Genomic DNA, 4,430 nt, shown 5'->3' on the forward strand with positions numbered 1-4,430 from the left:
TAGTTGTTAGTTGTTAGTTGTTAGTTGTTAGTTGTTAGTTGTTAGTTGTTAGTTGTTAGTTGTTAGTTGTTACCCATAATTAATAACAAGGGCCAACAGCAAACTGACTAATGACTAATGATTAATGACAACTGACTAATGACTAATGACTAATGACTAATGACTAATGACAACTGACTAATGACAACTGACTAATGACTGATGACTGAATTAATGAGCTCCAACCTTGGCGCCAACAGGTGCCGGGCCGATCAAGCGTTCGAGTTCGTCAGCCTTAGAAGCCTTGCTCATTGCCGCTTCCCAAGTCACTTTACCAGTCTTGTAAAGTTCAGCTAAAGCCATTTCCATTGTTCTCATGCCCAACTTTGCCCCCATTTGAATTTGGGAGTAAATCATTGGAGTTTTGCCCTCCCGGATCAAGTTAGCCATAGCAGGAGTATTCACCATGATTTCCATAGCGCAGCAGCGGCCGCCACCAACTTTTACAACCAAATTTTGGCTGCAAATTCCCACCAAAGAGTTAGACACCTGGGCGCGAACCTGCGGTTGTTGAATGGGCGGGAACACGTCCAAAATCCGATCGATCGTCGCACCCGCAGAATTGGTGTGCAGCGTTCCCATCACCATGTGACCCGTTTCCGCCGCCGAAATTGCCAGACCGATCGTTTCCAAGTCCCGCATTTCCCCCACCAGAATTACGTCAGGATCTTCCCGCAGAGCAGCTCTCAGCGCATTAGCAAAGCTCTTAGTATCTTCGCCCTTTTGACGCTGGTGAAACAAACTCTTAATATTTGGAAACACATATTCGATCGGATCTTCAACTGTCAAAATATGTTCCGCCCGCGTCCGGTTGATCAGATCCAACAAAGCAGCCATCGTAGTAGTTTTCCCGGAACCGGTTTGTCCCGTCACCAACAGCATACCCCTCGGTCTTTCCGTCAAGTCCCGCAAAATCTGCGGCACGCCTAAAGCATCTGCGTTAGGAATCTTGGAAGCCAGAGCCCGCATACAAGCAGCCCAAGCGCCCCGCTCCCGGTACACATTCACCCGGAACCGAGCCAATCCTCTCACACCGTAAGCGCAGTCGAGTTCCCACTCCATTTCCAACTGCTTGCGCTGCATATTGTTGAGCATTTGGAAAATCAGGATCTGCACTTCCTCAGCAGACAAAATGTCGCCGTATTGCACTTGAGGACTTAGTTTACCGCTGACTCGGAAGAATATCGGCGCGCCCGCTTGGATGTGTATGTCCGAACCCCCTTGCTCTACCAGGGACTCCAGTACGTCTTCAATCATCAGACCCATAGATACCTCTCCTAGATCGAGTTGATAGTTATTGACTAATTTAACTCAGTTAACAGTCAACCGTTGGCTGTTGGCTGTTGTCATTTGTCAGTGGGCTGTTGGCTGTTGGCTGTTGGCTGTTGGCAGTTGGCTGTTGTCATTTGTCAGTGGGCATTTGGCTGTTGGCTATTATTTGTTATTTGTTATTTCTTGGTTCTAATTCCGAATTACCATTCCTGCTGACTAACAACCAACAACTGCCAACCAACAACTGCCAACCAACAACTGCCAACTGCCAACTGCCAACTGCCAACTGCCAACTGCCAACTGAATCAATCCAAAAAGCGGGGTGTCAAGCAGTACGGACAATCCAGCATCTCCGGCTTCAATTCTGCCCGACAAGTTTTACAGGTAAGTCCCTGCTTGCGCTTGGCTTTCATTTCCGCCTCCAGCCCCGAGTCAGTAAACGTCACCCGCTCGACTTCTTCAAAGGTAGTCGCGCCTTCCCGCACCAACTGCAAGCTGTAAGCCAACAACGTTTTCATCCCTTCTTCTACAGCCGCTTCCTTAATTTGCTCTGTGGGAGCTCCTTGAGTGATCAGAGTTTGCAGCCGCTCAGTATTTTTCAGGTACTCGTAAACCCCTACCCGTCCTTTGTAGCCTATGCCGCTGCACTTTTGACAAAGTTGCTCGCGTTCTGCCAGTTCCTTCCTTTCCTCCACCGGTACGGTGTTGGCTTTGTAAACAGTCAAATCGATTTCTTGAGAAGCTGACAAACCGTACTTGCCGAGTTCTGCGGCAGTAGGCTGGTAAGGAATGCAGCATTTGTCGCAAACGCGCCGCATCAGACGCTGAGCCAACACGCCCAACAGAGCCGCCGAAACCATGAACGGTTCTACGCCCATTTCTGCCAAACGCGCGACTGCCCCGGCCGCGTCGTTCGTGTGCAGCGTCGTCAGCACCAAGTGTCCCGTCAAAGCAGCTTCCAGAGCAGTTTTTGCCGTTTCCTTGTCCCGCGTTTCCCCCACCAGCATCACGTCAGGGTCTTGCCGCAAAAATGCCCGCAGAATGTTGGAAAAAGTTAAGTCTTTTTCCCGAATTACTTGACATTGGGTAATTCCTGGCAAAGCATATTCGATCGGGTCTTCCGCCGTACTGATATTAACCCCCGGATCGTTCCGTTCCGCCAGAATCGAGTACAGAGTAGTTGATTTGCCCGAACCAGTCGGCCCCGTCACCAAAATTAGTCCGAACGGACGGCTAGAAGACTCTCGGACTAAAGCCAAAGTTTCCTCGTCGGAGATTAACAAACCCAAACCCAACTGAGTGCTGGAACTGTCCAAAATCCGCAGCACAATTTTTTCGCCGTACCGCGAAGGCAAGCTGTTCACCCGGAAATCCACCGTGCGTCCCTCGAACACCCGGCGGATGCGGCCGTCTTGAGCTTGTCGGCGTTCGGCAATGTCGAGGTTGGCAATAATTTTGAAACGAGCCGTAATTGCTTGCACTACCTGCTTGGGAAACCGGAAATACTCTTGCAGCACCCCGTCTTTCCGCATCCGAATCCGCATGAACTCTTCTTGAGGTTCTACGTGGATGTCAGACACCTTTTCCGACAAAGCTTTAGCCAAAATGATATTGACGGCCTTAATTACCGGAGCCGCCTCAGCATCGTCCAAGGTGTTAGCTAGGTCTTCTTGATCCGCACTCTCCTCTTCTAGCGAGAGTTCGCCAAAATCTCCTTCCCCTAACTCCAGCTTTCTCTGCTTTTCGGCTTCTGCTATTTTGGCGGATATCTTAACTTGGTCGTCTTGGTAGGCCGCAGTTATATCCTGATAGTCGTCTGGCGTAATCACCCGGCGCTGAAAACTCAAGCCGTGAGGCTGCAAAATCCGCCGCAAATCTTCTTGAGCGTTGAGGTTGTCGGGATCGACCATTGCCACCAAAACTGCCGCAGGCTCAGTTTCAGTCTTCGCTACGGGTAAAAATCGGCCTTGGTGACAAATGTCGATCGAAATCTTCAACCCGTCGAGCATAACTCCGAGTTGCTCGTTAGACATCGAGCTCATCTCCGGGTCAAAAGCTTCAACCCCGTAGACTATCTTCCGTTCAAACATCTGCTGCTTCTTGTAAAGCCGCAGCAATTCTGGTGGCAGCGGCTGCCCGGTAAGTGCTTCTAATACCTCCGTCAACCGCTTGCCCGACTTCCGGCTTTCAATTTGAGCTTGCTTGAGTTGCTCGCCGTTGACGTAACCCGACTGAATCATCTTGTTGAGAGCCGGAGTAAAGGTGCTCACAGCAACTATCGATGTGGAGCGAAGCCCCTGGGATGCGTTAGTCATAGAAAAACACTCAATAGGTGGGAAACTCAGTCACAAAGAGTGCTGAGAGGAAAACCAACGCGGGCTTTTAACCCCCGTATTCTTTGCTTGTGGATGAGCTATCGTGTTCGGGACCGATCCCTATATGTCAAGTGTAAGCTCGCAGTCCGCTCTAACTTTCGCCTACAAATGGACTGGACCTGGGAGCGAGTTGCCGATGCTGGCAATCAAATATTGTTCGTTGAATGCTAAGTTGCTTGCTTGCCGGATGAACCTGGTTGCGAGATACTCTTGTTATAGCCTCACGGTACATCAACTGGGGATTGCCCCTGGGGGGTGCGGCCTTTCCACGATATTTTTATATTCGCAAATTGTTCGATCGAATTACAGGGCCCGGCGGGAGGTGCGGTGCATCTGTACTGGAGTTAAAGAGCGGCTGTGCGCTCTTTGATGATGATAGCTTTGACACAAGCGTCGATGTTTTGAGATATATTTTGATTAATTATCTGCGATCGCCCGGCCGGAGTCCGATCGCGCAGATTTTGAGCAGATATAGTTTTTGGTCTGTAAATATATTAGCAGTGACATTACTCCGACTATCAGGTGCGGAGCTTCTAAGAATCACTTCTTAGATTTCCTAGTTATTCCCTTGCGGGTTTTCGACTTTGACCTAGATTGAGACGCCTCAATCCCCGGCAAACCGTCTGCATAGGCATTTTGAATTCCCGACTGTCCATCGGTACTAATCAAAGCTATTCCTCTATTTCTAATTACTTGACCGCTAGCGACATCTCTATCGGTTGTGTAGCCACAATTAGAACAAGA

At 49.6% G+C, this 4,430-nt stretch carries 3 protein-coding genes and 1 pseudogene; 1 reads left to right on the forward strand and 3 read right to left on the reverse strand.

Annotated features, from left to right (window positions below; genetic code table 11):
* Window positions 1–210: 210 nt before the first annotated feature.
* Window positions 211–1,305 (reverse strand): type IV pilus twitching motility protein PilT, encoded by a 1,095-nt coding sequence (locus WBA89_RS18040; protein WP_424408592.1) that lies wholly within the window; start codon window positions 1,303–1,305, stop codon window positions 211–213.
* Between the two features lie 31 nt (window positions 1,306–1,336).
* On the opposite strand from WBA89_RS18040, the gene WBA89_RS18045 reads away from it, so the two are divergent.
* Window positions 1,337–1,504, forward strand: a complete 168-nt coding sequence (locus WBA89_RS18045) for a hypothetical protein (protein ID WP_424408593.1) — start codon at window positions 1,337–1,339, stop codon at window positions 1,502–1,504.
* Window positions 1,505–1,616: 112 nt separating this feature from the next.
* Here WBA89_RS18045 and WBA89_RS18050 read toward each other — a convergent pair whose 3' ends face one another.
* Together WBA89_RS18050 and WBA89_RS18055 are read right to left on the reverse strand one after the other, a co-directional pair.
* Window positions 1,617–3,626: a GspE/PulE family protein gene (locus WBA89_RS18050; RefSeq protein ID WP_424408594.1), complete on the reverse strand. Its 2,010-nt coding sequence runs from the start codon at window positions 3,624–3,626 to the stop codon at window positions 1,617–1,619.
* A gap of 600 nt (window positions 3,627–4,226) precedes the next feature.
* A pseudogene (locus WBA89_RS18055) lies at window positions 4,227–4,430 on the reverse strand (RNA-guided endonuclease TnpB family protein); the annotation flags it as partial.

Origin of the sequence: Microcoleus sp. (assembly GCF_049646505.1) — a bacterium.
In the GTDB taxonomy this organism is placed as follows: Bacteria; Cyanobacteriota; Cyanobacteriia; order Cyanobacteriales; family Microcoleaceae; genus Microcoleus.

What these genes read in the sequence shown, in the direction of transcription:
- WBA89_RS18040 (WP_424408592.1), bottom strand. Translation starts at nt 1,305, where the DNA reads ATGGGTCTGATGATTGAAGACGTACTGGAGTCCCTGGTAGAGCAAGGG.
- WBA89_RS18050 (WP_424408594.1), bottom strand. Translation starts at nt 3,626, where the DNA reads ATGACTAACGCATCCCAGGGGCTTCGCTCCACATCGATAGTTGCTGTG.